The organism is Faecalibacter sp. (assembly GCF_057177045.1).
Map to the genome: position 1 here is coordinate 83,522 of NZ_CM169987.1, position 26,637 is coordinate 110,158.

Below are 26,637 nucleotides of genomic sequence, written 5' to 3' on the forward strand. Positions count from 1 at the left end.
GAAATTTCAATATTAATTCAATTTGGTCGATACTTTTCTTAAATCATAGACAATTTCTTCCAAAAGTTCTAACACTTCAGTTATTAAATCCGGGTTTAATTCTGTTTCTTCAAATAAGATAGGGGTCTGGAAATCTTTCATTAAATCCTTGTGATGATGTTTAGGTTTAAAATCACCGTAGATTAAAATTACACTATGCAATTGCTGCAGAATTTTAATCATCAAATCCACATGTTCCAATCGGACAGTTAAATCTTTTTTGCGCTGCATCAATTGTAATAATCCTAAGGAATAGGACACAAAAGAATGATTGAATATGGTAAATCGGTTTAATTCTTTCGCATTTATTTGCGTCTTTTTAGGTTCTGAAATGACACGCTGAAAAATAGAAGTAACAGAAGCCATATTGACGTATACACTCTTACGTGCTAATTTATAAGATGTCATATTCACATCACGGTAGATCACATAATGAAAGATATAATACAAGAAATCATAATTAGCGATTAACGTTTTTTGTATGCTTTGTTTAATGTTTTTGCTCTCCCAAGAAGGAAAGATGATATAACTCGAAACAAAGGCCAAAGTACCTCCAATCAAGGTATCCGTTAATCGTTCTCCAATGACTTCAAACGTATTGTATTGGGTAAGAAAACTAAATGATATCAGAATATAAGCGGTTAAGAATAACGTTCCAATAACGTATTTATGTCTTAAATAGGTGTAAGCAAATATCATTAAGGTCAACATAATGGCAAATTTAATTTCTGTAGATTCAATAAAATAAACCACAAAAATTCCAATAAATCCGCCAAATACCGTTCCCAATAATCGCTGATAATTTCTTCTTTTAGTTACACTAAAACCTGGTTTCATAATCACCAGAATGGTTAAAATAATCCAATGACTATGTTCGGTATAAGGAACGAGAAAAGTTATGGAATATCCAAAAGTAATAACGATACTTAATCGTAGTGCATGTCTAAAAATAGATGATTGTAAGTTTAAATGATCTCTCAGTTTCTTAAGATCATAACTCTTAGTCGCTGTAAATTTGTTTAAGTGATCGTATGGATTCTTTTTCTTTTCTTTGACCTTATCTTCATAAAAGAAACGATGAATAAACCCTATTTTCTGAATAATGTGCTTTAAGTTTAAATATACATTATGCAAAAGCAAATGATCTTCAGGATGATCGTATAAATTAATCTGCTCCTTTAATTTATTCAATTCGTAAGCAAAATCAAATTTGGATTTTGGTTTACGTCCTGTGTTGATGTGATAAGCAATAGAATGAAGTTCATTTCCTATTTTATTCGAAATGCGATTAATTTGTCTGAAAGATTCATCTTTACCGAATCGTTCATTTAATTTATCGTATTCATAATGTGTTGCATTAATGCTTTCGAAAATATCATTTAAGTCTGAAAAGATAAAAACCAATGATCGTCCAATTACAGTAGTATCTTTAATCAGTTTTTTATTGTTAAACACCAATTCACGGACCAAATCTTGTTTTTCGTGGATTACAATTTGTTCCTCTAGTAACTGACGTGTAATGCGTTCCGTATCGATCGTAGTATCGTAATATTTACTTTTAATTATAATATAATCGGCGACATGAGTCATGCAATCGGCTAAGGATTGCTGAGCCATTTTGTAGGGTCTGAATTGGGAAATGGTCAATGCAATAATAATATACCATATTCCGCCTATTAGAATTAAAAGTGAATTTTCGAGTGGATTAAAGTCATGGGTATTTGTTGTGGAAAGACTCATCACAAAACTTAACATGACAGACATTCCAAGATTTGTTGAGCGTTGCCCATAAATGGTAAGCATCGACATTGTGAATGTAATGATGGGAAGACCAATAAAAACAAACAACTCGTGACTTGCAAATGTACGGGTGACATAGGAGATGATAAATGTAGACAGCATCGATAGAAGCATAAAATTTCTTCGATCCTTTAAAACGCCAGGGATATCACATATATGCGTTAAGATAACGCCTAATGAAATGTTTACACCTATATCAATCATCCCAAAATACCCCAAAATAATGGGAGGGATAATGATTGAAAATGCAGTTTTCAGTCCATCTGAAAACATCTCACTATTAATAAAGTTTTCTAATTTCGTTTGGTAGTGCAATTTGGTTGAATTTCCTTATAAAATTAGAAACTTTTATTGAAATGGTAAGCTTATACTTTTGAAGTTTTTAAAATATGAATACCTTCTATACTTTGCGTAAAGATTATGGTAATAGATCCACCATCAGTAATTTTTAGTTTTTTCTTGATCAAATCAATATTTTCAGGATAGTTTTTTACCAATAAATTAGCTTTCGTCTTAGCAATTTCTTTTTTAGGATTTTTAATGATTTCCTCCACTTGAAAAATACGACCCGGAAAGTTCGCTTTATATTGATCGGATGTGTACAAATGCGTGTTTTGATGAAGTTTATAAACTCCAAATGAAGCACAAATTCCTTTGAATCCACCTGCTTTTAAAATCGAAACATTAGGTTCATAGATGTATTTTCTTACACCGCTGAAAGCAGGAATTTTAGTGGCCTCTGATTCAAAAGCGTAGGAATAGTGTTCTTGATTAGATTCTAAGTTGACACAAAATATAGTAGGGTTAGTGGTTACTAATCCTTTTTCTAAGACAATTAAAAAATCTTTGACTTCATTTTTTAAGGCAACGATATGAATTTCTTTGATACAAGGGATTTGCTGAATGGTTAAAGATAAATCCAATAGGGGAGATAATTTAACCATCACTTGATTTGCTTTTTCAAAGAAAAGATCAAGATATTCTAGAATATTTGGTTCTAAATCTTCTAAAATAAATTTACGGCTAGACCCATCACGACGTGCTGGATCTAAGTAAATCAAATCAAAAGTTTCATGCGGATTCTGTTGGAAATAGGCATTAAAACTTCCATGAAAGCAATTAATGTTACGGTTTAGAGTTTTTACATTTCGTGCTACAATTTCACTCAATTGTTCATTTTGTTCAATATGAATAACCGAATCGAAAGTGGATGAGAAAGCAATCGAATCAATACCTAAGCCTGCCGTTAAATCGACCATTTTTTTACCTTTTACAAGACTAGCTTTGTAATTAGCAGTAGCTTCAGAACTCGCTTGTTCAAGATTAATCGAAGGCGGGAAATAAATTCCTTTTGTTTGATATAACGTAGGAAATTTATGTTTTGCCACTTGAAGCCCTTTTAATTGTTGGGCAATTTCTGCAGAAGTAACATCTAAAAAAGGTGATTTTTTTAAACCTATAGTTCGAATGTCTTCTTTTTCGATAGAAACTAAAAACTCCTGAAATTCAGGAGTTAAAATGGTATTGTTTATCATAAAATCGCACGGGCGTTATTAAGATTGTCTTTCAATTTTTTCGGCTAAACGAGAAGGGACGATAGGTAAGAATAAAGCAGGTTTTACCACTTTTTCTTTTCTCACTGCAGGTAATTTTTCGTTTGGATTTTTATACTTGTTGACTCCAATTAAATGAATGCCTTGTGTGTCAAATTCCTTCTGTTCTTTACGAGCACTCGTATAAATGTAATCTTGAATGGTTTCATTTTCTAAAGCTTTTACAAATCCCCCAACCGTTTGAATGGTTTTGAAGAGCTCTAATGCTTTTTCAGCCAATTGATTGGTTAAACTTTCGATGTAATATGAACCTGCAACAGGATCTGAAAATTGATCTAAATTCGATTCTTTTTGCAATAATAATTGCTGTTTCGCTGCTAATTCTAATCCAAAATCAGTCGTTTCATACAATTGATCATAGGATTGGATGTTAATGATATCACATCCTCCTAAAACCATTGCATTGGCTTCGATTGAAGATCGAATAACATTATTATATTGGTCTAATTTCGACTTGTTACGTAGCGAATTTGTTGCATAAATTATAGCCTCAGCATCAATAGCATATTGTTCTAAAATTAGTTTCCATAAAAAGCGAAAAGCTCTAAATTTTGCAATTTCAAAGAAATAATTGTTACCTGTGGCAAATTTAAACCACATTTTATGAGTAGCTTCAGGACCAAATGTTTCTAAATATTCAACCGCATGTGCTAAAGTAATTGCCAATTGCTGTACATGATTTGCTCCAGCATTTTGATATACATCTCCTTGGATTGCAATTGCTTTTTCGAATGACTCATTTTTTAAAACATCGGATACAAGCGCAAAGGATTCTTCTTTAGTTTCAGTAGACCATAAACCATTTTGGGCATAATAACCAAAAATATCGAAATCAAGATATTTTAAATTTTTAACACTATCAAATGCATGGATATCTGCTAAATCATCAACTGAAATAAATAAATCTAAATATTGAGGTAACGTAGGTAGAGCTTCTTTCAATTGATGAGAAGAAATTTCGAAACCATACAAGAAAGAATAGTCTTGTTTAGGATTACCAGTATACTTGGAAATGATTTTCCAATCAGTTGTTGTTCTAGGTAATGGTTGAACTTCTTGATAGGAGATATCATTCTTAGTATACAATGGTTTAACATTAATTTGATCACTGGTCCCCCAAACTAATGTTTCATTATATTCTAATCCTTTTAATTCAACTTGAACTTTAGTTTTCCATTCTTTTTCTGAAATAGAATCAAAATTCTCAAATAAATTACTCATTCGTCTTATTTTCTTGTGGTTTTTTTTGAATTTCCTGCTGAATGATAAAAATATCTTCGTTATCTTTTTTCAAAAAGAATTTTTCACGAGCGATACGTTCAATTTCTGCTGGATTTTCAGTTAAGATTTTCAGTTTTTTATTCTCCGCTTCTAAATTTTCTCTGAAGTAGCTCTCATCTGCTTCAAGATTTTTGATTTGCTTATCTAATTCTAAATGGGTGAATAAAGAGTTTTGATCGAAAAAAATCATCCAGATGATAAAACATACACCCATAATTACATAACGGTTAAAAACATAGTTTAACCATTTGAGATAAGGAGCGAATTTTATATACTTCTCCGAAGTTAGAATTTTTTCGATTAATTTATTCATTAGACTTGAGAATTCAGTTTTTCTTTAATCACAGAAGATAATATTTTCACCGCAACAGAATGTCCTTTTTTCATATTCGGGATAATAATATCTGCGTAGTTTTTAGATGGTTCAATAAATTGCTGATGCATAGGTTTTAATGTATCTTGATAACGTGATAAAACTTCATCTAAATCGCGTCCTCTTTCTTGAATATCACGACGTACACGACGAATTAATCGCTCATCTGAATCAGCATGAACAAAAATCTTAACATCATATAAATCACGTAATTCAGCATCCGTAAGCACTAAGATTCCTTCTACAATAATTACCGATTGTGGATGAGTTAAAATAGTTTCTCCTGTTCTTGTATGTGTAATAAAAGAATATACAGGTTGTTCGATTGATTTTCCTTCTTTTAATTGACGAACGTGTTCTTTTAATAAATCAAAATCAATAGATCTCGGGTGATCGAAATTGATTTTTGAACGTTCTTCAAGTGGCATATCGTGATTATCTCTGTAATAATTATCTTGCGAAATTACAATGACACTTTCTGTGTTTAAATCTCTTAAGATATTATTTACTACGGTTGTTTTTCCAGAACCTGTCCCTCCTGCAATTCCTATAACTAACATTTTTGAACGTATATTTTTATTATTATGATCCATTGAGATAACCGTGCACGTTTTACATTCAGCATTCTAAAGATAATGAAAACTTATCGAAAAATGCTAATGAAGGGTGCAAACCAGTTATGATTGGATTGAAGTGTGTGTATTTAAGATCATTGTGATGAAAGTGATACGATTAGATGATCGAAAACATATCGCTTCCTACAAAATCTTGTATTTCAAAATCAAACCGTCTGCAAAGAAAAAACAAAATTAACTCATATAAAAATAGATTTTTATCATATATTTATATTATAAAACCACAAAAAACAATTATTAATTATGGATATTTTATCAGGATCAACCTTATTATCCTTATTTCTCGGAATCGGGTTAGCCGCGGCATCTGGTTTCAGAGTTTTTCTCCCATTATTTATATTGAGTTTATCTGCTCATTTTGCAGGGAATTTCGTAGAGATAGACGAAAGTCTGCAATGGGTAGGTAGCTGGCCAGCTTTAATTACTTTAGGAGTAGCCATGATGATCGAAATTGGAGCTTATTTTTTACCAGTGATTGATAACATGTTGGATACAATTTCAGTACCATTGGCTGGAGTCGCAGGGACATTAGCTGTTAGCGCAACATTAGTGGATATGAATGAAGTGGCAACTTGGGCATTAGCAATAATAGCTGGTGGAGGAACAGCAGCAGTTATTAGTTCAACCACAGCTACGGCACGTGCAATTTCTACAACGACCACTGGAGGAGTTGGAAACTTCTTGGTTAATACAGGAGAAACCATTGGAGCTTTATTTTTAAGTATTACAGCAATCGTACTTGCTCCATTAGCTTTCTTAATTACTGTAATACTTTTATTTGGTGTTTTTAAAGTGCTTAAACGCGTAAAAAAACGTGCATCTGATGCGATGCAAAATGCCTATACTAACGCTGGATAGGACGAATTAGTCCTTCTTGTGTCAACGAGCATACCAATTCGCCAGAGCGATTGAAGATATTACCTTTTGTAAATCCCCTTGTGTTTGAAGCGCTTGGGGATTCTACATTTAACAACATCCAATCCGTCAGATTGGGTTTGCGATGAAACCATAACGAATGATCTAAACTGGCCAATTGCATATTTCCAAAATGTGCTTTTGATGCATGTGGCATTAATGCAGTAGATAACACATTATAATCCGAACTATACGCAATTAATTGATGCAGAAGAGGTAAGTCATAGGAAGATTCTTCTACATCTAGAAATTTCATCCAAACATTACTCACAGGTTCATAATCCTTTTTCTCAAAGGGGTTAGGAATTTCTACGGGTTTAAAATCCAACGGACGATCGGCAGTTACAAATTTTTGAATTTGTTTCGGGAGCATAGGTCCAAACATTTTACCAATGTCGTTCCAACTCATCAAGTCTTCTGGTGCTTTTACTTCAGGCATATCGATTTGATGATTTAATCCTTCCTGATCCAATTGGAAAGAACAAGCCATCATAAAAATTGCTTTTCCTTCTTGTTTTGCCGTGACTGAACGTGTTGTAAAGCTTCCTCCATCTCTAAGAATAGTTACCTCATACTGAATCGGAATTTCTAGATTTCCTGGCAGAATAAAATAAGAATGCAATGAGTGGCAAAAACGATCTTTAGGAACTGTTTGATAGGCTGCATGTAATGCCTGTGCAACAACTTGTCCGCCAAAAACGTTTGGACTTCCCATGTATGAACTATTTCCTTCAAAAAGGTTTTCACCTATTTTTTGTAGTGTTAGTAGGTTGATTAGTTCAGATGTTGTGTTCATTTTTCTAAAAATTCAATTGTTCTAAAATGGTTTTATTTTTTAGAAGAACTGCTTTATATTCGGCTTTAATTTGATTAATTAATTCTTTTGTGGTAGGAATATCATGAATACCTGAAACACCATGACCGGCAGACCAAATATCTTTCCATGCTTTTTGTCCATCTCCATTTAACTTTGAAAAATCTTCTTCTTTTTCTTCCGTCATATCTACTCCAGCCAATTCTAAACTTTTTACTAAAAAGTTTGCATTTACTCCTGAAACATGAGGGGTGTAAATAATATCTTCCAACGTCGAATCTACAATCATATCTTTGTAAGCATCATCTGCATATCCTTCTTTTGTCGCAATAAATCGTGTTCCCATATACGCGAAATCAGCACCCATAGCTAAAGCTGCAGCTACATCGCTTCCAGTATTGATACATCCTGCTAATAAAACTGGACCATCAAATACCGATTTGATATCAGCCAATAAGGCAAATGGTGATGAAGTTCCTGCATGTCCTCCAGCACCTGCTGCGACTGCAATTATACCATCAACGCCAGCTTCTGCAGCTTTTTCGGCATGACGTTTTTTGATGACATCATGAAAGACTAAACCTCCATATCGATGAACTTCATCTACTATTTCTTTAACTGCACCTAATGAGGTGATAATTAAAGGCACTTTATATTTTGCACATAATTCCAAATCAGGCTGAATACGTGGATTCGTATGATTTACAATAATGTTCACCCCAAATGGAGCAGCTTTTTTCCCTGTTTCTTCTTCAAATTTTTTAAGCTCTGTCGTGATTTCAATCAGCATTTGTTCAAAATCTTCAGAGGTTCTTCCATTAAGAGATGGAAAAGTTCCACATATTCCATTTTTACATGCTTCAATGACTAATGCTGTTCTTGAAACCAAAAACATAGGAGATGAAATAACAGGAATGTCTAATCGCGATTTGAATTCGTTTATTGTCATTTTAAATATTTTTTGTGAGTTTTGAATTTGCAAGATATTAAAAAAATATCAGGTGAAAACTTGATTTCAATTACATTTTAAATGAAAGATGAAGGCATAATCAATCAATCAAATTATCTTTGTGAAATAAATCAATTTAACGTGACTTTAAAAGAACATTTAAGACGAAATATAACGCTTGCATTACCGGTTATGATTACTCAAGCAGGTCAAATTTCTGTGAACATCATCGATACCATTATGGTTGGAGGACTTGGAGGAAAATTTGATGTTATCAAAGATGATAATTTGAGTAAAATGGCCTTAGCAGCGACATCATTGGGAAATTCCATTTTTTTTGCATTTTTGGTGTTTGCTTTTGGATTTAGTTTCGCTTTGTCACCTTTAGTTGCAGCAGAAGATTCCAAAAACAATAAGCAAAATGTAGCGGATTATTTTACACACAGTTTAATCTTGAATGGGACATTGGCAGTTTTATTGTGTTTACTGTTATTGTTTGCTCGTCCAGTTTTATATTATCTAAAGCAACCAGCAGATGTAATTGATTTATGTATACCCTATTTAACGATTATGACTTTCTCTATGGTTCCTTTGATGATTTTCCAATCGTTTCGCCAATTTTCAGAAGGTTTATCCCTTACCATTCCTGTAACCATAGCCACGATTATAGGAAATGTGGTGAATGTAGCCTTAAATTATGGTTGGATTTATGGGAATTGGGGATTTCCACGATTAGAAGTAGCAGGAGCTGCTTGGGGTACATTTAGCTCTCGTGTGGTTATGATGATTTTCTTGATAATTGTTTTATATAATTTTCAAAAAACAAAAAGCATTTTACAGTTGGTGGATTTCAAGAAAATAAAAATGGAATACTTTAAGAAAATTTCCAATATTGGAATTCCTACAGCTTTAACATCTTTCTTTGAAATGACAGCTTTTTCTACGGCAGCTTTTATCTGTGGATACACATTTTCAGACAGTTTAATGGATCAGGAATTAGCTAAAGTCAATTTAGCGGCTCATCAAATTGCGATAAATTTAGCTTCTACAACCTTTATGATGTGTACAGGTCTTGGAGTTGCTGCAACAGTTCGAATAGGGAATCAGTTAGGTCTAAAAGATTATAAAACATTACGTGATGCAGGGTGGTCGTGTATCGTTATGGTTATCCTCTTTATGTTTATTTGTGGTGTGAGTTTTATTTTATTGCGTTACCAACTACCAACATTTTATTCAGAAGAATCTGCAGTAATTGCATTGGCAGCTAAATTACTTATTGTAGCCTCTTTATTTCAATTATCAGATGGTGTGCAATTGGTAGTCTTAGGTGCTCTTCGTGGTATGACTGATGTACGTGTGCCATCGATCTTAACGTTTATCGCTTACTGGGTCATCGCAATTCCTATTGGGTTATTATTAGCTGTTTATTTCGAAATGCGTGCTTTCGGAATGTGGATTGGTTTAGGGATCGGATTAACACTGAGTGCAGTGATGTTAATCATTCGTTATCACCAACAAACTAAAAAATTAATTATTGAAAATTCAAATATTTAAATACAATGGAATTACCTAAATTTTTAATTGCTGACAATTCAGATTTACCTGAAAAAATCTTCATTTTACATACGGAATATCCTCGTTTTTTATTAGACGTCGAAACAGATGAAGTGGAATGGTTCGAAGATTTATCAGAAGAGGAAGAAGGAGAGGAGTTTGATACAGAAGTAGCAAACTTAATTGAACTTGCATTAGATTTTTATGACAAGGAAATGGCTGAATTAGAAGGAGAAGAGTAATCTTGTCTAATATTGATAAATGTATTTAGTATTAGTGTATTAAGTACGTTATTTCTCGATAATTGTTATTGTTTTTTTTAAAAATATTTCTATTTTGGCACTAACAAAAAAACGAGAAAACATCAATGGAAATTAAAAGACTATTTGACTTCCCTTATTATCAGTTAGAGAAGAATCCCCGAGCGGATGCATTAGTGAGCAAAGTGAATGGTGAATGGATTAAAACGTCGACCTCATCATATGTTTCTCAAGCTAATGCATTCAGTCGTGGATTAATCAAATTAGGGATCAAACCTCAAGATAAAATAGCGATTGTCACTTCGAACAATCGTACGGAATGGAATATTGCAGATATTGGTATGCAACAAGTCGGAGCAATTTCGGTTCCAATGTATCCCACGTTATCTCCTGAAGATTTTGTATATATTTTAAATAATTCTGAAGCAAAATTTTGCATTGTTTCTGATGCTGATTTGTTTAAGAAAATCAATGCGGTGAAAGACCAAGTACCTACTCTGATTGGAATTTACTCCTTTGAACAAGTTTCTGGAGCTCCCAATTGGCAAGAAATTCTTGATTTAGGAAAAGATGATTCAACTCAGCACGAGGTTGAAAGTCTTAAAAATTTGATTAAACCCAATGATATTACCACTTTAATCTATACTTCTGGTACGACAGGTCGACCTAAAGGCGTAGTATTAACCCACGAAAATATTGTGAGTAACGTTTTTGGTAGTCATGAACGTGTTCCTCATTTCCCTTCAGGATCAAGAGCATTATCATTCTTACCTATCAATCACGTATTCGAACGTATGCTGATTTATCTCTACCAATACATGGGGATTGGAATTTATTATGCAGAAAGCATCGAAACTTTAGGTGAAAACATGAAAGAAGTAAAACCTCATGTGATGACGGTTGTTCCTCGATTAGTAGAAAAAGTGTACGATAAAATTTATAATACTGGTTCTACCGCTGGAGGATTGAAAACAAAAATTTTCATGTGGGCTTTACGTTTAGTGGAGGATTATGATCCCTACAAAGAACAAGGCTTCTTATTTAAAATTAAACACGCCATTGCTTCTAAATTAGTATTCAGCAAATGGAGAGAAGGTGTAGGAGGTGAATTAGTTTGTATGGTATCTGGTTCAGCACCTTTAGCACCACGTTTAAATCATTTATTTTGGGGAGCAGGTATCCCAATTTTGGAAGGTTATGGATTAACAGAAACTTCTCCTGTGATCTCGGTGAATAAAATGGAAAAAGGTATGTTTGGTATTGGTACCATCGGAGCACCGTTAAAAGGATTAGATGTTAAAATTGCAGATGATGGTGAAATTATTGTGAAAGGACCTTCTGTATTTTCAGGATATTATAAAGACGAAGAAAAAACCAAAGAAACCTTTACTGAAGATGGATATTTCAAAACAGGTGATATTGGTGTAATAGAAAATGGACTTTTACGCATTACAGATCGTAAAAAAGAAATGTTTAAGACTTCAGGAGGAAAATACATTGCTCCACAAGTTATTGAAAATATTTTCAAACAATCTCGTTTTATAGAACAAGTTATGGTAGTTGGAGAAGGTGAAAAAATGCCTTGTGCTATCATTAAACCAAATTTTGAAGTCACAAAAGATTTTTTACATTCAAAGGGTGTTTCAATACCTGCTAATGCAGAAGACTTGGTGAAAGTGCCAGAATTAAAAGCTGAATTGGAAAAAGAAATCGAAGGTTTTAATCAAAAATTAGGGCATTGGGAACAAATCAAAAAATTTGAATTAGTCCCAGATGAATGGACCATCGAAGAAGGTCTTTTAACGCCAACCCTTAAATTAAAACGAAAAGCAGTTTTAGCAAAATATAAAGAAGTATATGATCGTTTATACGATCGTCAATCCTAGAATTTAAAAACCTGAGTGAAATCCTCAGGTTTTTTATTTTTTTAACTGATGTGATAAGTCAATGTAACTACTCAAATTCCCCATAATTTCATGCATTAAATGGCATTTAACGGCTCATCTTTTCAATCATTTTTAGCGGTTCTGTAAAAAGAGGAAATGTAATTTACCCAAAGGTTATGTTTATTCCATTTATTCGCTTTTCCAACCCCAAGGATCTTGCGGTTTTGGAACTTCTTTCGATAAATCGAATGCAACAGTAAATTTTTTATCCGATCCTGCGCGTTGAAGATTATAGGTAAACTTTGTATCATCCAATGTGATCCACCAAACATTAGTAGAAGCATAGGGAATACGTTGATGAGTCTCTAAATCTGCAGGGAACATTTGAAAGTTTTCAAATCCTGGATTTGGATTCGTTCCACCATATTGTGTGATTTTATCTTCGCTACCATCTTTGTGGCGATGATCATGTTTTAATTGAATCACTTGATCTTGTAAAGTGAGCACCCAAGTTCTGGAATGATCGTCTCCCACATGAAAAGGAATTTTAATTTCGTGGGGTTGGCATGAAATGACATGCATTTTTAATTCTTTACCCATAAAATCATCGTTCTTTGAATGGTCAGCTAATTGTCCAGAATAGGCTTTTCCACAATGTTTTTGCAGATTTTCCCAAAAAACTTGTGATGGCACTTTCTCTTGAGCATGGAGCAATGAAATAGAAGAAAGGATAGTTAATCCAAAAAATAGGTTTCTCATGTTCTAAAAATAAGGATTTTTCATTGGAATGGATCTGATTTGGTATAAAAAAAGAGAGCCCATGAAGACTCTCTTTTAAAAATGTATAAATTAAATATTAATCGTTGTTTCTTCCACCCATGGCCATCATTACAAAGTAAATTAATTGTGCCAAAGATCCAATCGCTGCAACGACATAGGTACGTGCGGCCCATTTTAATGAATCTTTTGCTCCCTCATATTCATTCGGTAGAACCATATTTTTATTTTTTAACCAAGCTAATGCTCGATTAGATGCGTCGTATTCTACGGGTAAAGTGACAAAAGCAAATAAGGTTGTGACTGCAAATAAAGCAATACCAATCCATAATAATAGTGTACTCCCTGAAGAAGCTGCCACAATTAAACCTAACATCAATATCCATTGGTTAAGATTTGAAGCAATGTTTACCATTGGTACCATGCGCGAACGGAATTGTAACATACTATAACCAACAGCATGTTGTACGGCATGCCCTACTTCGTGCGCTGAAACCGCTGCTGCTGCTGCATTACGTTCATGATAGACCACTTCAGATAAATTAACGGTTTTATCCATAGGATTATAATGATCGGTAAGTTGTCCTGGCGTTGAAATTACTCGAACATCATGAATACCATGATCCGCTAACATTTTTTCAGCAATTTCTTTACCACTCATTCCGTTTGCTAAAAACGTTTTCGAGTACTGAGCAAATTTTCTTTTCAGCATGGTAGAAACCCCCATACTAATTATCATGAATAATCCAATAATTACGTAATATCCACCCATTTTTTATATAAATTAGTTTTATACAATAATACAATAACTATTCCAACTCATCAAACGACTGCCAAAAGTAGTGAATCGATGCTAAAATTTCTCTAAAACGGCATTGTATAAGGTTTCTATGTGACAATTTTACCCTTTCTTTGTAAAAAATCAATTCAATTAAATATTGGATTTACTTACATTTGTACGCTATGAAAATTCAAATAAAAGAAGTTCAGAATTCAAAAGATTTGGATGCTTTTGTAAAGTTTCCAATGAAATTATATAAAGACAACCCTTACTACGTACCGCCATTTATCAATGACGAAAAGCAAGCGATGGATAAAGATAAAAATCCGATATTCAAAGACGCTGAAGCAAGATATTTTCTTGCGTTTAAAGGAAAAGAAATTGTCGGTCGTATTGCGGCAATCATCAATTGGAAAGAAGTAAAAGAACAGGGAAAACAAAAAATGCGCTTTGGATGGTTTGATACCATCGATGATATCGAAGTGACAAAAGCTTTACTTGAAGTGGTGCAATCTATCGGAAAAGAAAAAGGATTACAATACATGGAAGGTCCTGTAGGTTTTTCAAATTTAGATAAGGCTGGCTTATTAACACAAGGTTTCGACAAATTAGCGACTATGGTTGGATTGTACAATTCTCCCCATTATGCAGAACATTTTGAAACCTTAGGTTTTGAAACAGCCAATGAATGGGTTGAATTTGAATTGGACGCTCCTACAGTATTGCCCGAGAAAGTCATCAAATTCAATCGAATCGTTCAAGAACGTTATAAATTGCGTGAGTTAAAGTTTTCTAAAACAAAGGACTTGTTTCCTTATGTTGACGAAATGTTTGATTTATTGGATAAAACTTATAGTCCATTAGAAACATATGTGCCGATTGCAGATTATCAAGTGACGCATTATAAGGAGAAATATGTTCCTTTTATTAACCCGGATTATGTGAATATCATTGTAGATGAGCAAGATAAAATGGTGGCTTTTGCGATTACGATGCCTTCATATTCGAAAGCCATGCAAAAAGCCAATGGAAAATTATTACCTTTTGGATGGTATCATTTGATGAAAGCCAATAAAAAGAATGATTCAGCGGCATTTTATCTGATCGGAATTGATCCTAAATACCAAGGAAAAGGAGTAACAGCTTTAATTTTTAAAGCCATGTTTGAAACCTTTAAACGAAATGGAATCAAATATTTAGAAACAAATCCTGAATTAGTGGAGAATGAGAGTATTCAAGTACTTTGGAAAGCTTATAACCCTGTAAATCATAAAAGACGTAAAACCTTTAGAAAAAATATCGCCTAATGTTCAATATTCAAGAATTAGAGAAAGATTATCACCAGTTCAGACAAGAAGGATTTGATGAAAAATGGTTGAATTTTGAAGGTTTACAGCGCTATTTTGAAACAGTTTCTTTTGATAAAACAATAATTGGGCATTCGTTTTTAGGTTTACCCATTTATAAATTATCTATGGGAACCGGAGCGAAACGGGTATTAATATGGTCGCAGATGCATGGGAATGAGTCTTCAGGAACTCGTGCCATGTTTGATGTACTGAAATTTATGCAAAGCAATCATCCAATAGCTCATCATATCCTTTCAGAAATCACATTTGATTTTATTCCCATGTTAAATCCTGATGGAGCTAATATCAATACCCGTCGTAATGCGATTGGAATTGATATTAATCGTGATTTTTTGGCTCAAGAATCTACAGAAATTCATGTATTATTAAAACAAGTGGAAGCTGGAAATTACGAAGTCTTATTTAACTTGCATGATCAGCGTACCATTTTTAATGTTGGGCAAACGGCTGAGCCGGCAACTTTATCGTTTTTAGCACCTTCTTATAATCAAGAAGAAGATGTAAACGAAGTTCGTGAAAAGACAATGGGAATCATACAAGCCATGAATATGGAATTGCAAAAAGTTATTCCCGGAAAAATAGGTCGATATACTTCTGAATTTTATCCGATGTCTACGGGAGATAATTTCACAAAAATGGGTTACCCATGTGTTTTATTTGAAGCTGGACATTACCCAAATGATTACCAACGAAACCAAACGCGTAAATACAATGCATTGGCTTTGATTTCGGGATTATTCGCGATAACATCCCAAGATAAATTGGCATTTGATGCTTACGAATCTATTCCACAAAATGGACAACGATTCTTAGATGTGATGATTCGTAATGTAAAAGTTGTTCACCAAAATCACGTTTCATGCGTTGATCTAGGGATTTATTATGAAGAGATTTATGATGCAGAGACCAACCAAGTGAATGTAGTAGGAAAAATTCAAGAATTAGGAGATTTAAGAAAATTCATTGGACATTTAGAATGGGATGCCCAAGGTGAATTATTTGTAGGTAAAGCATCTACTTTTCCTAATATTGGACAAATCGCAACCTTTCGTATCGGGGATATTGATGTTGTGAATGGTCAATTAATCCGATAAAAACTGTATATTTAACCGAAGAAATAAGCCATGAAATATTTTATAAAATTATCTTTTTTAGTCTTAGTTGCAGTCGTTTTTACAAGCTGTGAGCAAACAAAAGTTTTAAACCGTCACATTAAGACAGAATCCGGAGAACGAATTTTAACCGGTGAATTTGAGCAAAAAACACTGAATGAAAAATATTATTCGACGTGGTACCAACCAGAGTATAATGATTACGAAGTTGAAGAAGGTAAACTGAAAGACATTAAAAAAGACATTAAAAAATATAAAATCGAAGTTTTTGTAGGAACTTGGTGTAGTGATTCTCAACGCGAATTACCTCGATTGTATAAAATCTTAAATGCAATGAAATTTCCTACGGAAGCACGTATGAAAGTGTATGGCGTTAACCGAAATAAGAAAAGCTTTTATGGAGAAGAAATTGGGAAAGACATTTCACACGTTCCGACGATAATTTTTTATTTAAAAGGAAAGGAAGTTGGCCGAATTGTTGAATCTCCTGTATCAGGATATCTTGAAGAAGATATGGCCATGATTATTAAAGGTACACCATTAACTCCAAACTACGCAGAAGATTGAAAAAAACAGTATTCATAGCCCTAATTACATTTATTTTAGGAATGCTTATAGCCCTATGGGGGATTAAATCGCTTGAGAAAAAATCCATGAGCGAAGATTCTCGTGTCATTGCCTATCAAATTCAAAAAATGAATAAGATGGTTGTTGCAGAACAATCTTTAGCCGAGATTTATACCCATACATCCAAAAAATCGTTACCTGGTCTAGGAAGTATTTATAGTTCTGATAAAAAAGTAACAATGATGATTAATGCAAAAGTTCAAGCGAGCTATGATTTAACTCAAATGGAAGTTGAATTGGATTCTGTGAATAAAAAAATTGTCATTGCTTCTATTCCTCCTGTTGATTTAAAAGTTTATCCAGATGTGGATTTCTTCGATATGGATCAAAGCATCTTTAATAAGTTTGAAAAAAATGAATTAAACGAAATCAAAAACAGAGGGGTCGCACAAGTAGAAAAGAAAATTGATCGCGAGAAAATAAAAAAAGAAGCACATCAGCAATTGATTCAAAACTTAAGCGATATTTATCAAATTGCAAAAATTTACGGTTGGGAAATTGAAGACCGAACGACTTACGCAAATGAGTTGAAACAACTATTCGATTGACCATAATCCATCACATCCGTGATGGATTTTTTTATAATAATTCTTAAAAATTAATGGTCTTCTTTTTTTTTGGTCCACTGAATAAGTTTTATTTTCGCTTAATATTTTAAATGATATGAATTGGCGTAGACTTTTACTACCTTTTTCTGGATTATACTGGGGAATTACAGCGATTAGAAATGTATTTTATGATTGGGGTTTAATGCGTACCACTTCTTTTGATTTACCAATTATTAATGTAGGTAATCTGTCGGTTGGTGGTACGGGGAAATCTCCTCATGTGATGTATTTGATCGAGTTATTGAAAGATGAAAAAATGACGTGTACATTAAGTCGTGGTTATGGTCGTAAAACGTCAGGATTTCGTATTGCTAACTACGATTCAAAAGTATATGACATTGGAGATGAACCGATGCAATTCTTTAGACGTTTTAAGAATCGAATTTTAATTTCTGTTTGCGAAAGTCGTGTTTTAGGCGTCGAAAAATTAAAAAAACATTATTATCCTGAAGTGATTATTTTGGATGATGCGTTTCAGCACCGACAAATTAAAGCAGGTTTCAATATTCTTTTAACCGATTATAATCAGCCTTATTTTGAAGATTATGTACTTCCTGGAGGTGATCTAAGAGAGGGGAGAAGCGGAGTAAAACGTGCAGATATTATTGTAGTAACAAAATGCCCAGATCAAATTCCGGCCGATCGATACAAGGTTTTTCAAGAAAAAATCAAATTAAAAGATCATCAGCAATTATTTTTCTCTAAAATTATATATGATGAGGTGTTGATTGGTGCCAATCATCAGATTTCACGTAACGAATGGATGAATAAAAATGTAATTTTAGTGACAGGTATTGCAAACCCTGATGGTTTGGTAAAGTTTGCGGAAGCCAACTTTAAGAATGTATTGCATTTAAAGTATCCCGATCATCATAATTTTAAAGACGTAGAAATTGACTATATTCGCAAAAGATTTGTAGAAACGGAAGGCGATAAGATCATTGTGACGACAGAAAAGGATTATATGAGGTTGTTTGAAGAACATTCGTTAAATGATGACTTATATTATCTTCCTATCCGAATCGAATTAAACGATAAAGAAAAATTTAATCAAACTATTTTAGAGTATGTTAGAACGCATTAATGAGGCTGTAAAATACATCAATAATATTATTCCTACAACTCCTGAATTCGTAATTGTATTAGGATCTGGTTTAGGAAAATTAGAAGATGAAGTTGAAGATCCGATTGTAATTAACTATCAAGATATTCCAGGTTTCCCACAAGTTACGGTAGAAGGTCATAAAGGACATTTAGTATTTGGAAAGATTTTAGGGAAAAATGTGTTAATGATGGCTGGACGTTTCCACTTTTATGAAGGATACTCAATGCAGGAAGTAACTTTCCCTATGCGAGTTTTCAAAGGGTTAGGAATCGAAAAAGTTATCTTATCAAATGCATCAGGTGGTGTAAATCCTAACTTTAAAGTGGGAGATGTAATGATCTTAAAAGATCACATCAACATGATGCCAGAACATCCATTACGTGGTAAAAATATCGATGAATTAGGACCTCGTTTTGTGGATATGTCACAGGCTTACGATAAACCAATGTTAAATGCTGCATTAGATTTTGCGAAAGCAAATGATATTTTAGTGCATACAGGGGTTTACGTAGGATTACAAGGACCAACATTCGAAACACCTTCAGAGTATGGTTTAGTTCGTTTTATTGGTGGTGATGCAGTTGGGATGTCAACAGTTCCTGAGGTAATTGTTGCTAAACACATGAGCATGCGTGTATTCTGTGTTTCAGTTATTACAGATTTAGGGGGACCAGAAATTGCTTTCCCAGTTTCACACGAAGAGGTGTTAAATGCAGCGAATACTGCAATGCCAAACGTAATTAAAATTGTAAAAAGCGTGATTGAAACGTGTTAATCATAACATAATCTTGAAAGAATCGTCTTAGGTTACTAAGGCGATTTTTTTGTATAAATTTAATTGATGAAACATCATCTAGAATACGAACAATATATTGATGCCCCAATTGAAGAAGTCTGGGCTTTTTTCTCGGATGCAAAAAAATTAAAAGTTTTGACACCAGATCATATGAAAATGATTGTTCGATCAAATCTTCCGAAAACACAATTGTTTGAAGGAATGCGTATTGTTTATACCATTTCTCCTTTATTCAGAATACCAGTGTATTGGGAAACCGAAATTTTGAAAGTCGTACATCAATCTTATTTTATTGATATTCAGAGAAAAGGTCCCTTTCGATCATGGAAACACAAACATACATTTATTCAAAAAGGTGAAGGTGTTTTGATGAAAGATGAAATTGTTTACGAATTGCCATTAGGTTGGTTAGGTGAATTATTTCATCAACCGTTAGTTTTAAATCATCTAAAAGCGTTATTTCAGTATAGAAAAGAAATTTGTATGCAAATTTTTAACTGATGGTAATCCAGATTTGGTTTCATTTGGTGTTCCATTTATTGCCAACCCCGATTTAATTGAACGCTATAAACAAAATGCTGAATTAAATGAAGCGGATTCCAAAACATTTTACACGGCAGGAGCAAAAGGTTATACCGATTATCCCTTTTTAAAACAATAATAATTCCCATGATATAACCCCTTAAGAAAATTTCTTAAGGGGTTATCCTTTAAATTTGGCGATATAGCTATCAAGCTTTATATCGAATCTTCTTATGCTTAATAGTTTACCGCCAAAATGTGTGCAATAAGTTGTTTGTAAATTAATGGGAAAGTTCCGTTTCTGTCGCTTTTCCGTAATTTGAATCTTTACATTCGTAATGAATTAAAATTCCATTTTCAAAGGTCAAATGCAAATATTCTTCGTAAATGGAAGCATTCAAAGTATCATTCCATTGTACAACTTTGCCTTGTGGTACTTGTATGGTTCCTGAGTACCAGTCGGCAAATACCTGTTCTTGTAATGGGAACAGATAATTAATATCAACTTCATCAAACCCTTCCAAATATCCTCTAAAATGAATCAAATACAATTCATCTCCAATTAAGGCCCATTTTCCATAATAGCCTCTCCAACATGTAGGTGAAGGCGGTGTAAAATAGGGTGGATGATTTAATGTTAAAAAATACTGGTGTAATGGTTGTTCATCTATAAAATACTGTTCATTTTCCATTAGGAAAACTTCCCCTATTTGTGGCGTCATCTGATGTGTGGTTTACCCCAAATATATAAAAGCAACTTCCTAATAACAGCAATAAAATTCCATAATTTTAACAATTAATTGAAAATTGACGGATTATAATAAAATATATTGAATTTATTGAGTCTTAAATTAATAAATGTGTAATTTATTATTGAATAACAATTCGCTTTCCTTGTTTTGGATAGATGAAATTTAATTCCAAATCATTTGCTTCCTGAAGTTCTTTTTTAATAATCTCTTCATATTGGTCTTTTGGTTTAATATGCGTAACAACGATGTTCAGATTTTTTAATGCCTCTTTTCCTGTGTACTTGGATAAGTGATGCATTTCTTCCATCAAAAGTCGGGGTGTTAAATGACCAAATAATAAATGCTCAGGTTGATGATTCGGGAATGAAACTTCTAACATCAGGGTTTTTAATTTTCCAGATTTAATCTCAGGAGCAATTGTTTTCCAAATGTTTCTTAAATGATTGGTTTTTTCAATTCGATCCGCTCCCGTATCTCCAAAATACATTAATGATTGTGTTGCGGTCGAGACTTTTAACGCCGAACTTTTCCAGGGATTCACATGGCTTAATTCAAAGAGTTGACCTTTCAATCCGGTTTCTAAAAGTTCAAATTGTTCTAAGTTTTGTTTAATTACATATTGATACTTATTCAAAATAGGCGATTCACCTTCGCTACCAAAATTAGCCCATGACGCATTGGTAAAATAATTAATTTTTAAGACCTCAATCATTTCAGCTGTTCCATAAATCGGTTTTTTACTGTCTTCAGGTGAATTAATAATCATTCCACTTAAATGATCCAAGTGTCCATGGGATATAAAATAACCTTTAATGTAGTTTTGTAAAACATCAGTCCCATCAGTAGTAAAAGTCTTTTGAAGGATGGCAGATTGAATTCCACGATTGATTGTCCCAGCATCCATCGCAAGGTATTGATTTTGATGCTCAATACCGACCAAATAAGAGGAAAGATTACTTTCATCTGAACCACCATATACACCTAAAGGTACAATTTCAATGGATTGAGCAAAGGACCAAGAACCCATTAGACATGCTGCTGCAAAAAGGATATTTTTCACGTTTAAATTTTTGATAAAATTACTTTCTTTCACTGAATTTCCATCTTTTTTAAAGGGATGATTAAACTTTAAATGATTATTTTGGTCTAATAATGAAATAAAACAACACATGATACAACATTTTATGTCTAAATCGAAAGCGCATGTCGTTCTGGACTACGCACAAGATTTTATTAAAAAAAAGGCATTAGTTCTTGCCGCTGTTACATTTATTACAACACAGGTTGATGCTCAAAAAAAGCCTTTAGATCATACCGTTTATGACGAATGGCAATCGATTGGATATTCGATGTTATCGAATGATGGAAATTGGGTAGCTTATCAAGTAAAAACCCAAGAAAGTGACAATACGTTAGCTGTTTTTGGAATTCCTTCTCAAAAAAGTCTAGAATTTCACCGTGGTGACCAAGTTAAATTTACGGCAGATTCTAAATTCGCTATATTTAATATCAAACCTTTTTATAAAGATTTAAAAGAAGTTCGAATCAAAAAGAAAAAAGAGCATGAAATTGTTAAAGATTCGATTGGTATTGTAAATCTATCGACCCAAAAAGTTGAAAAATTACCTAATTTAAAATCATTTAAAGTTCCAGAAAAAGAAGGTTCTTTTGTTGCTTACCTATTGCATAAAGAAGAGAAAAAGGATTCCGTAAAAGGTAAAGATAAAAAAGCTGAACCTAAAAAAGATGGAAAGAAGGATCAACCCCTGGATTTGGTCCTAAGAAATTTAGTTTCTGGAAAGAAAGAAACATTTAAAAATGTAGTGAATTATGATTTTTCGGATAATGGAAAACATTTAGTATTTACGACAAAGCCAGAAAAAAAGGATTCTACAGATAAAACGAAATACGGAGTTTATTTGGTCAATACTTCTACTTTTACCAAACAATTAATCGTAGAAGGGAAGGGGGATTTTAAACAATTTTCTTTTGATGAAAATGGATCTCAAATTGCTTTCGTAGGTACGAGAGAAGGCGATAAAGTGAAATCAAAAACCTATCAATTTTATCATGCGAAATTACCATTAAATGGTCAAATTGATTCAATTTCCTTGAATTCTATGCCAGTGGATTGGGTAGTCTCTGAACACCGTAAACCAAATTTCAGTAAATCGGGTAAAAATTTGTTTATAGGAATTGCACCAAAACCGATCGAAAAAGATACGACATTGATAGCGGAAGATCATGCTAAAGTAGATATTTGGCATTGGAATGAAGATTATACGCAACCAATGCAATTAAAAAATCTTGAGCGAGAAAAGAAACGATCGTATTTAGCTTATATTAATCCTACTCAACCCAATCAGTTTGTTCAATTAGCGGATGCTTCAATGAATCAAATTGATTTAGTAAATGAAGGGGATGCACCATATGCTATTGGTATTTCAGATAATATGTACCGTCTATCTTCTCAATGGGATGCTTCGGGACGTAGAGATTATTATATGGTGGATATTGCCACAGGAAAACGTGAGCCAATTGTTATCGGTTTAGTAGGTCGATTAGTAGCTTCTCCATCGGGTAAATATATTGTTTACTATAATCGTGAAACGCATTTGTGGTATTCTTATAACCCATTCACTAAACAAACGGTAGAATTAAATAAAAAGTTAAAAGTTTCTTTCGAAGATGAGGAAAATGATATGCCTACGGAAGCGAGAGAATATGGAATCGCTTATTTTACAACAGATGATCAAACGGTATTAATCAAAGACCGTTATGACATTTGGGAATTTGACTTAGCTGGAAAGAAAAAACCAGACAATATTACAAATGGATTTGGGCGTAAAAATAATATGACGTTTAACATCCAACGTTTGAATGATGAAATAAAAACTTTAGATCGTCAGCAGACCATTTACCTTACAGCATTTGATAACAAAACGAAAGCAACAGGAGTATTTAAAACGATAATTGAAAAATCAAAAAATCCTGAAATGGTTACCATGACCAATATGTATGCTGCACAAAATATGCGTAAGGCTAAAGATGCTGATGTGTATGTGTATTCCAAAGAATCTGTGATTAACCCTGCAGATGTTTATGTTTCAAAAGATTTTATTCAAGAAACAAAAGTGTCTAACTTGAATCCTCAACAAAAAGATTACATTTGGGAAACATCAGAACTGGTAGAATGGAAAACCTATTCAGGAAAAAAAGCTACAGGAGTTTTATATAAACCTGAAAATTTTGACGAGAATAAACAATACCCTATGATTGTGTATTTTTACGAGAAAATGTCAGATAATTTACATCGTTACCAAGAGCCAGCGCCTACACGATCACGTCTAAATCATTCTTATTTTGTATCCAATGGATATCTCGTATTTACTCCTGATATCTCGTATATTGATGGACAACCAGGGAAATCTGCAGAAGACTATATCAATTCTGGTGTAGAACATTTAAAGAAAAATAAATGGGTGAAAGGAGATAAAATCGGTATCCAAGGTCAAAGTTGGGGAGGTTATCAAGTCGCACATTTAATTACACGCACCAATATGTATGCTGCTGCATGGGCAGGAGCACCAGTATGGAATATGACTTCTGCCTATGGTGGAATTCGTTGGGGAACAGGAATGTCGAGACAATTTCAATACGAACGTACACAAAGTCGAATTGGTAAAAATTTATGGGAAGCCAAAGACTTATACATTGAAAATTCTCCTTTATTTTTCACCCCAAATGTCAATACACCGGTAGCCATTATGCATAACGATGAAGACGGAGCTGTGCCATGGTACCAAGGAATTGAAATGTTTATGTCTCTTCGTCGTTTAGGGAAACCTGCTTGGTTATTGAATTACAATAACGATGATCATAACTTAATGAATCGTGCCAATCGAAACGATATTCAAAAACGTCAACAACAATTCTTTGATCATTACTTAAAAGATGCTCCAGCTCCAAAATGGATGACAACTGGAGTTCCAGCCACTTTAAAAGGAGTTGATTGGGGATTCGATTATGAAGAAAATCCAACGACTAATCAATAATTAAAAGCCCGCTACATGCGGGTTTTTTTTATTCAATAAAAGTATTTCTATGGATGTATTGCATTTAATTATAATGTATTAATAAATAATTTTTAGCATTTTTATTATTTTTGCATTTCGCTTAAAAATGAAAATAAGGATGATAGACGAGGGAAATAAAGTGTTTTACATTCATGGATTGTATGGATCAAGAAGTTCTAGAAAGTATAATTTAATCAAAGAAAAATACCCAACAGCCATTTGTTTGGAATGGAAATTTAATGATAATCTAACGCATTTCATTGAAAATACATTTCATATGTTAGAAATGGTGCAAGAGCCTATTACCTTAATCGGTAGTTCAGAAGGAGGTAATTTTGCATGGCAAATTCAACACATGTTGCTAGAAGTGGGGATTTCTTGTGATTTAATTTTAATCAATCCATTTGTAGAAATAATGTACAAATACGAAGATAATTTTCCGAAACATTTACTTCAATATTTAAAACCAATGAATCATTTTATTCGTACCAAAGTAATTATTGGTTTACAAGATGAGGTACTAAATGCCAATCAAACCAGAGCACATTTTGAAATGTACGATTTCAATCATCCAGGGAATGTGGAAATTATTTTGGTAAAAGATGATCATCGAATTAGCAATTTTAGTGAAGTAATGCCCATGATCTAAATGGTAGATTTGTAAATAGTTGATGTAGATTTAACCTTAACTTAAATTTGATCTAACGTAGATTTAAGTAATTTTGCTACACAATTTTGCAAACATGAAGAACCTTTTCTTATCACTATTTACACTATGTTGCTGTACCCTAACTTTTGGACAGGTAGATACAATAAAACCTAAAAAAGAGGCTGCAGATGAAGATTATAAAATGAATATGTTGCCGTATTATAGCTACGGTGATGGCTTAGGAATAACATCAGCAGATAGTATCTATCAAGTCAATATTCGTTTCCGAATGCAGAATCGTGTTACCTATTTTGATAATCAAGATGAAGAAGATGCGATCGATGCACAAATTCGCCGTTTAAGACTTCGCTTTGATGGGTTTATTGGAGATCCAAAATTTGAATATTCAATTCAATTATCTTTTGCATCAGGAGATGTGGGAAAAGCTGAGGAAGGGAAGAATACCAATATCATTCGTGATGCCATGATTTTCTATAAACCAACTAAGAATTGGTCATTTGGATTTGGTCAAACCAAATTACCAGGAAATAGACAACGCATCAACTCTTCTGGAGCTTTACAACTTACAGATCGTTCGATCAATAACGCTGATTTTAATATTGATCGTGATTTTGGATTTCAAGTGCAGCATAGCAAGAAAAGAAAAGATAAATTTTCATATCATGTGAGAGGGGCTGTTTCTAGTGGAGAAGGTCGAAACTGGACAGAATTTAATGATACTGGGTTAGCCTATACAGGAAAAGTCGAATTATTTCCTTTGGGATCATTCACAAATGACGGGACCAACTTCGAAGGCGACCTTTTTAAAGAAAGTAAACCAAAATTAATGGTTTCTGCGGCCTACTCATTCAATCATCATGCGCATCGTACACAAGGTCAATTAGGTGATGAATTATTTAATCCGACAAATATTCAATCCTTATTTTTAGATGCAATGTTTAAATATCGAGGTTGGGCATTGATGTATGCCTATATGAATCGTAATGCAGATCGAATTTTATCTTATAATCCAGAGGATATCACTGATTTTAGATATGTCTATGCAGGTCGAGGACATGATTTCCAAGCTTCATATACTTTTCCAAAAAATTACGAAGTGATTGGAAGATATTCGAATCAAAGGGTTAAAAATTCTATTTTTCAATTTACACCCAATACAGATCAGTATAGTTTAGGTTTAACGAAATACATTTGGGAACATGCGTTTAAACTTCAAGCGGAAGTTACCTATGAAAATCAAAAGTTCTTTGATCAAACTTCCAAGAACAATTGGTATGCTCGTCTACAAGTTGAAATTGGAATATAAGAGGAAAATAAAAAAA

Annotated in this window: 26 protein-coding genes; 15 read left to right on the forward strand and 11 right to left on the reverse strand. The window is 33.3% G+C overall.

Annotated elements, in window-relative coordinates; all coding sequences use genetic code 11:
* Positions 1-12 precede the first annotated feature (12 nt).
* From AC1QSP_RS00345 to udk, 5 genes are read right to left on the reverse strand one after another with little or no spacing between them, the layout of a single operon-like run.
* A complete protein-coding gene (locus AC1QSP_RS00345; protein ID WP_484079266.1) occupies positions 13-2,154 on the reverse strand; it encodes an FUSC family protein in 2,142 nt (713 codons plus the stop codon).
* Positions 2,155-2,204: 50 nt separating this feature from the next.
* Positions 2,205-3,374, reverse strand: a complete 1,170-nt coding sequence (locus AC1QSP_RS00350) for a THUMP-like domain-containing protein (RefSeq protein WP_484079267.1) — start codon at positions 3,372-3,374, stop codon at positions 2,205-2,207.
* 18 nt (positions 3,375-3,392) lie between these two features.
* Positions 3,393-4,673, reverse strand: a complete 1,281-nt coding sequence (locus tag AC1QSP_RS00355) for a methylmalonyl-CoA mutase family protein (RefSeq protein ID WP_484079268.1) — start codon at positions 4,671-4,673, stop codon at positions 3,393-3,395.
* Positions 4,666-5,046, reverse strand: coding sequence for an FtsB family cell division protein (locus tag AC1QSP_RS00360; RefSeq protein WP_484079269.1), 381 nt, complete (start codon positions 5,044-5,046; stop codon positions 4,666-4,668). The genes AC1QSP_RS00355 and AC1QSP_RS00360 overlap by 8 nt, the downstream gene beginning before the upstream one ends.
* Positions 5,046-5,666 carry a uridine kinase gene (gene udk / locus AC1QSP_RS00365; RefSeq protein ID WP_322970497.1) on the reverse strand — a complete coding sequence of 207 codons (621 nt, stop codon included), beginning with the start codon at positions 5,664-5,666 and terminating at the stop codon, positions 5,046-5,048. Before udk ends, AC1QSP_RS00360 begins: the two co-directional genes overlap by 1 nt.
* A 318-nt stretch (positions 5,667-5,984) precedes the next feature.
* Here udk and AC1QSP_RS00370 point away from each other — a divergent pair, with 318 nt between their 5' ends.
* Positions 5,985-6,599 carry a DUF4126 domain-containing protein gene (locus tag AC1QSP_RS00370; protein ID WP_484079270.1) on the forward strand — a complete coding sequence of 205 codons (615 nt, stop codon included), beginning with the start codon at positions 5,985-5,987 and terminating at the stop codon, positions 6,597-6,599.
* Here the strand turns inward: AC1QSP_RS00370 and AC1QSP_RS00375 are convergent.
* Entirely contained in the window at positions 6,586-7,452 is an 867-nt protein-coding gene (locus tag AC1QSP_RS00375) for an acyl-CoA thioesterase (protein WP_484079271.1), read from the reverse strand. The genes AC1QSP_RS00370 and AC1QSP_RS00375 overlap by 14 nt on opposite strands.
* A gap of 4 nt (positions 7,453-7,456) precedes the next feature.
* The gene (locus AC1QSP_RS00380) at positions 7,457-8,419 is read right to left on the reverse strand and encodes an NAD(P)H-dependent flavin oxidoreductase (RefSeq protein WP_484079272.1); all 963 of its coding nucleotides are present in this window, start codon (positions 8,417-8,419) and stop codon (positions 7,457-7,459) included.
* An 81-nt stretch (positions 8,420-8,500) separates the two neighbouring features.
* On the opposite strand from AC1QSP_RS00380, the gene AC1QSP_RS00385 reads away from it, so the two are divergent.
* From AC1QSP_RS00385 to AC1QSP_RS00395, 3 genes are all read left to right on the forward strand, one after another.
* On the forward strand, positions 8,501-9,973 hold the full coding sequence (locus AC1QSP_RS00385) for an MATE family efflux transporter (RefSeq protein ID WP_484079273.1): 1,473 nt from the start codon (positions 8,501-8,503) through the stop codon (positions 9,971-9,973).
* Positions 9,974-9,978: 5 nt separating this feature from the next.
* On the forward strand, positions 9,979-10,215 hold the full coding sequence (locus AC1QSP_RS00390) for a hypothetical protein (RefSeq protein WP_484079274.1): 237 nt from the start codon (positions 9,979-9,981) through the stop codon (positions 10,213-10,215).
* A gap of 125 nt (positions 10,216-10,340) precedes the next feature.
* Positions 10,341-12,119: an AMP-dependent synthetase/ligase gene (locus tag AC1QSP_RS00395; RefSeq protein ID WP_484079275.1), complete on the forward strand. Its 1,779-nt coding sequence runs from the start codon at positions 10,341-10,343 to the stop codon at positions 12,117-12,119.
* 189 nt (positions 12,120-12,308) lie between these two features.
* Here AC1QSP_RS00395 and AC1QSP_RS00400 read toward each other — a convergent pair whose 3' ends face one another.
* Together AC1QSP_RS00400 and AC1QSP_RS00405 are read right to left on the reverse strand one after the other, a co-directional pair.
* Positions 12,309-12,878: a hypothetical protein gene (locus tag AC1QSP_RS00400; protein WP_484079276.1), complete on the reverse strand. Its 570-nt coding sequence runs from the start codon at positions 12,876-12,878 to the stop codon at positions 12,309-12,311.
* Between the two features lie 97 nt (positions 12,879-12,975).
* Entirely contained in the window at positions 12,976-13,668 is a 693-nt protein-coding gene (locus AC1QSP_RS00405; RefSeq protein ID WP_484079277.1) for a zinc metallopeptidase, read from the reverse strand.
* 191 nt (positions 13,669-13,859) lie between these two features.
* Between AC1QSP_RS00405 and AC1QSP_RS00410 the strand changes: the two genes are divergently transcribed.
* The 8 genes from AC1QSP_RS00410 (at position 13,860) to AC1QSP_RS00445 (ending at position 19,956) form a co-directional block, all read left to right on the forward strand.
* Positions 13,860-14,984, forward strand: a complete 1,125-nt coding sequence (locus AC1QSP_RS00410) for a GNAT family N-acetyltransferase (RefSeq protein WP_484079278.1) — start codon at positions 13,860-13,862, stop codon at positions 14,982-14,984.
* Positions 14,984-16,141 (forward strand): M14 family zinc carboxypeptidase, encoded by a 1,158-nt coding sequence (locus AC1QSP_RS00415; RefSeq protein WP_484079279.1) that lies wholly within the window; start codon positions 14,984-14,986, stop codon positions 16,139-16,141. The genes AC1QSP_RS00410 and AC1QSP_RS00415 overlap by 1 nt, the downstream gene beginning before the upstream one ends.
* Positions 16,142-16,171: 30 nt before the next feature.
* Complete coding sequence (locus AC1QSP_RS00420) at positions 16,172-16,726, forward strand: hypothetical protein (protein WP_484079280.1); 555 nt, start codon at positions 16,172-16,174, stop codon at positions 16,724-16,726.
* Positions 16,723-17,334 carry a DUF4230 domain-containing protein gene (locus AC1QSP_RS00425; protein WP_484079281.1) on the forward strand — a complete coding sequence of 204 codons (612 nt, stop codon included), beginning with the start codon at positions 16,723-16,725 and terminating at the stop codon, positions 17,332-17,334. Before AC1QSP_RS00420 ends, AC1QSP_RS00425 begins: the two co-directional genes overlap by 4 nt.
* Positions 17,335-17,449: 115 nt before the next feature.
* On the forward strand, positions 17,450-18,478 hold the full coding sequence (gene lpxK, locus AC1QSP_RS00430) for a tetraacyldisaccharide 4'-kinase (protein ID WP_484079282.1): 1,029 nt from the start codon (positions 17,450-17,452) through the stop codon (positions 18,476-18,478).
* Positions 18,462-19,274, forward strand: a complete 813-nt coding sequence (locus AC1QSP_RS00435) for a purine-nucleoside phosphorylase (RefSeq protein WP_322970483.1) — start codon at positions 18,462-18,464, stop codon at positions 19,272-19,274. The genes lpxK and AC1QSP_RS00435 overlap by 17 nt, the downstream gene beginning before the upstream one ends.
* A gap of 66 nt (positions 19,275-19,340) precedes the next feature.
* Positions 19,341-19,796 carry an SRPBCC family protein gene (locus AC1QSP_RS00440; protein ID WP_484079283.1) on the forward strand — a complete coding sequence of 152 codons (456 nt, stop codon included), beginning with the start codon at positions 19,341-19,343 and terminating at the stop codon, positions 19,794-19,796.
* Positions 19,797-19,809: 13 nt separating this feature from the next.
* Positions 19,810-19,956 carry a hypothetical protein gene (locus AC1QSP_RS00445; protein WP_484079284.1) on the forward strand — a complete coding sequence of 49 codons (147 nt, stop codon included), beginning with the start codon at positions 19,810-19,812 and terminating at the stop codon, positions 19,954-19,956.
* A 142-nt stretch (positions 19,957-20,098) separates the two neighbouring features.
* Here AC1QSP_RS00445 and AC1QSP_RS00450 read toward each other — a convergent pair whose 3' ends face one another.
* Positions 20,099-20,539: a hypothetical protein gene (locus AC1QSP_RS00450; protein ID WP_322970480.1), complete on the reverse strand. Its 441-nt coding sequence runs from the start codon at positions 20,537-20,539 to the stop codon at positions 20,099-20,101.
* Positions 20,540-20,687: 148 nt separating this feature from the next.
* The gene (locus AC1QSP_RS00455) at positions 20,688-21,740 is read right to left on the reverse strand and encodes a 3',5'-cyclic-nucleotide phosphodiesterase (RefSeq protein WP_484079285.1); all 1,053 of its coding nucleotides are present in this window, start codon (positions 21,738-21,740) and stop codon (positions 20,688-20,690) included.
* Between AC1QSP_RS00455 and AC1QSP_RS00460 the strand changes: the two genes are divergently transcribed.
* The 3 genes from AC1QSP_RS00460 to AC1QSP_RS00470 all read left to right on the forward strand — a co-directional run bounded on the left by AC1QSP_RS00460 (position 21,739) and on the right by AC1QSP_RS00470 (position 26,621).
* Positions 21,739-24,624: a S9 family peptidase gene (locus AC1QSP_RS00460; RefSeq protein ID WP_484079286.1), complete on the forward strand. Its 2,886-nt coding sequence runs from the start codon at positions 21,739-21,741 to the stop codon at positions 24,622-24,624. The two genes, AC1QSP_RS00455 and AC1QSP_RS00460, sit on opposite strands and share 2 nt — an antisense overlap.
* Positions 24,625-24,763: 139 nt before the next feature.
* Entirely contained in the window at positions 24,764-25,294 is a 531-nt protein-coding gene (locus AC1QSP_RS00465; RefSeq protein ID WP_484079287.1) for a YqiA/YcfP family alpha/beta fold hydrolase, read from the forward strand.
* Positions 25,295-25,388: 94 nt separating this feature from the next.
* The gene (locus tag AC1QSP_RS00470) at positions 25,389-26,621 is read left to right on the forward strand and encodes a porin (RefSeq protein ID WP_484079288.1); all 1,233 of its coding nucleotides are present in this window, start codon (positions 25,389-25,391) and stop codon (positions 26,619-26,621) included.
* Positions 26,622-26,637 lie beyond the last annotated feature (16 nt).

Coding starts and splice junctions, on each gene's coding strand:
- AC1QSP_RS00350 (WP_484079267.1), bottom strand. CDS start 3,374: ATGATAAACAATACCATTTTAACTCCTGAATTTCAGGAGTTTTTAGTT.
- AC1QSP_RS00355 (WP_484079268.1), bottom strand. CDS start 4,673: ATGAGTAATTTATTTGAGAATTTTGATTCTATTTCAGAAAAAGAATGG.
- AC1QSP_RS00360 (WP_484079269.1), bottom strand. CDS start 5,046: ATGAATAAATTAATCGAAAAAATTCTAACTTCGGAGAAGTATATAAAA.
- udk (WP_322970497.1), bottom strand. CDS start 5,666: ATGTTAGTTATAGGAATTGCAGGAGGGACAGGTTCTGGAAAAACAACC.
- AC1QSP_RS00370 (WP_484079270.1), top strand. CDS start 5,985: ATGGATATTTTATCAGGATCAACCTTATTATCCTTATTTCTCGGAATC.
- AC1QSP_RS00375 (WP_484079271.1), bottom strand. CDS start 7,452: ATGAACACAACATCTGAACTAATCAACCTACTAACACTACAAAAAATA.
- AC1QSP_RS00380 (WP_484079272.1), bottom strand. CDS start 8,419: ATGACAATAAACGAATTCAAATCGCGATTAGACATTCCTGTTATTTCA.
- AC1QSP_RS00385 (WP_484079273.1), top strand. CDS start 8,501: ATGAAAGATGAAGGCATAATCAATCAATCAAATTATCTTTGTGAAATA.
- AC1QSP_RS00390 (WP_484079274.1), top strand. CDS start 9,979: ATGGAATTACCTAAATTTTTAATTGCTGACAATTCAGATTTACCTGAA.
- AC1QSP_RS00395 (WP_484079275.1), top strand. CDS start 10,341: ATGGAAATTAAAAGACTATTTGACTTCCCTTATTATCAGTTAGAGAAG.
- AC1QSP_RS00400 (WP_484079276.1), bottom strand. CDS start 12,878: ATGAGAAACCTATTTTTTGGATTAACTATCCTTTCTTCTATTTCATTG.
- AC1QSP_RS00405 (WP_484079277.1), bottom strand. CDS start 13,668: ATGGGTGGATATTACGTAATTATTGGATTATTCATGATAATTAGTATG.
- AC1QSP_RS00410 (WP_484079278.1), top strand. CDS start 13,860: ATGAAAATTCAAATAAAAGAAGTTCAGAATTCAAAAGATTTGGATGCT.
- AC1QSP_RS00415 (WP_484079279.1), top strand. CDS start 14,984: ATGTTCAATATTCAAGAATTAGAGAAAGATTATCACCAGTTCAGACAA.
- AC1QSP_RS00420 (WP_484079280.1), top strand. CDS start 16,172: ATGAAATATTTTATAAAATTATCTTTTTTAGTCTTAGTTGCAGTCGTT.
- lpxK (WP_484079282.1), top strand. CDS start 17,450: ATGAATTGGCGTAGACTTTTACTACCTTTTTCTGGATTATACTGGGGA.
- AC1QSP_RS00435 (WP_322970483.1), top strand. CDS start 18,462: ATGTTAGAACGCATTAATGAGGCTGTAAAATACATCAATAATATTATT.
- AC1QSP_RS00440 (WP_484079283.1), top strand. CDS start 19,341: ATGAAACATCATCTAGAATACGAACAATATATTGATGCCCCAATTGAA.
- AC1QSP_RS00450 (WP_322970480.1), bottom strand. CDS start 20,539: ATGACGCCACAAATAGGGGAAGTTTTCCTAATGGAAAATGAACAGTAT.
- AC1QSP_RS00460 (WP_484079286.1), top strand. CDS start 21,739: ATGATACAACATTTTATGTCTAAATCGAAAGCGCATGTCGTTCTGGAC.
- AC1QSP_RS00455 (WP_484079285.1), bottom strand. CDS start 21,740: ATGTGTTGTTTTATTTCATTATTAGACCAAAATAATCATTTAAAGTTT.
- AC1QSP_RS00465 (WP_484079287.1), top strand. CDS start 24,764: ATGATAGACGAGGGAAATAAAGTGTTTTACATTCATGGATTGTATGGA.
- AC1QSP_RS00470 (WP_484079288.1), top strand. CDS start 25,389: ATGAAGAACCTTTTCTTATCACTATTTACACTATGTTGCTGTACCCTA.